Here is a 1,340-nt window from a genome sequence, read left to right as displayed (position 1 = left end):
TCCCGGGCGCATCGCGGTGCGGGACGGACTGCGTTCCCTGACGTACCGCCAACTGGACGCCCGCGCCGAGGAGATGGCGGCGGCCCTGTGGGCCCACCGGCCGGGTCCGCGGCGCCCGGTGGGCGTCCTGCTGGAGCGGTCGGCGGACATGGTGGCCGCGGCCCTGGCGGTCCTGCGCACGGGGGCGCCGTGCCTGCCCCTGGACCCGGCGACGCCCCGGGCCCGGCTGGAGCCCCTCCTGCAGGCCGCCCGGCCGTCGGTGGTCATCACCGCGGGCGAGCCGGACGCCCGGCTGCCGGCCGGCTCCGCGCTGCTCCGCACCGACACGGACCTCCCACCCGGCCCGCACCCCGGTCCGCCGGGGCCCGGTCCGTTGCCGGTCGGTGGTCCGGCCGTCGTCCCCGCCCGGGACACCCCCGCGTACACGCTGTTCCCGCCCGCCGCCGACAGCCGGGTCCGGCCCGTGCGGTTGTCGCACGGCAGCGTCCTGGAGCTCTTCGCCGGGGCCGCGGACCGCCACGGCTTCTGCAGCGAGGACGTGTGGGCGCTGTCCCATTCCGTCGCCCTCGACGTCTTCGTACGGGAGATGTGGGGAGCACTGCTGTACGGCGGCTGCGCGGTCGTCGTGCCACCGCACACCGCCGACGACCCGCGGGCCCTCCTCGACCTGCTGCGCAGCGAGCGGGTCACCGTCCTGCACCGGAGCCCCGCCGCCCTCCGCCGGCTGCTGGCCGAGGACGCCCGGACCGGCGGCCGCCGGCTGCCGCTCAGGTGCGTGGTCCTCGACGGCGGGCACCCCCGTGACGGCGACCTCGCCCCCTGGCGGGCCGCGTACGGCGAGGCCGCTCCCCGGCTCGTCACCCTCGACGACGACACGGCGCAGGCCACGGGCAGCGCACCCTTCGCCCTCGTCGGCGCCGACGACCGCGAACGGCTGACGGCGGGCGGCGTCGTCGAGGACGCCTACCCCCTCGGCGCCGTGCAGACGCGCCTGTTCCTGCGCAGCGCCTACCGCCCGGCCACCGCCCCGGCCTGCGACCTGTTCGTGTTCCGGCTGGGGGCCGCCTACGACCACGACGCCCTCACCCGTGCCGTGGCGCGCGCCGTCGCCCGGCACGACATCCTGCGGACGTCGTTCCGCTTCGCGGGCCGCACCGAGCCGCTGCAACTGGTGCACCGCACGGCGAGCGCCCCGCTGAGCGTGCGGGACCTGCGCGGACTGTGCCCGGGCGAACGGGCGGCGGAGACCGCGGCCCTGGCGGAACGCGAGCGCACCGCGCCCTTCGACTGGTCGGCGCCGCCGCTCATGCGCTGCGGCGCGTACCTCCTGGACGACGGGG

General features: G+C 78.3%; 1 protein-coding gene. It reads left to right on the top strand.

What is annotated here, in order from left to right; all coding sequences use genetic code 11:
- Nucleotides 1-1,340 (top strand): AMP-binding protein (locus LE181_RS31825; protein WP_225665094.1); only part of this gene is annotated, 1,340 nt, incomplete at both ends.

This window comes from Streptomyces sichuanensis, assembly GCF_020328095.1.
GTDB classification, from domain to species: Bacteria; Actinomycetota; Actinomycetes; order Streptomycetales; family Streptomycetaceae; genus Streptomyces; species Streptomyces cinnamoneus.
This window is presented reverse-complemented; position numbering and strand designations above follow the sequence as displayed.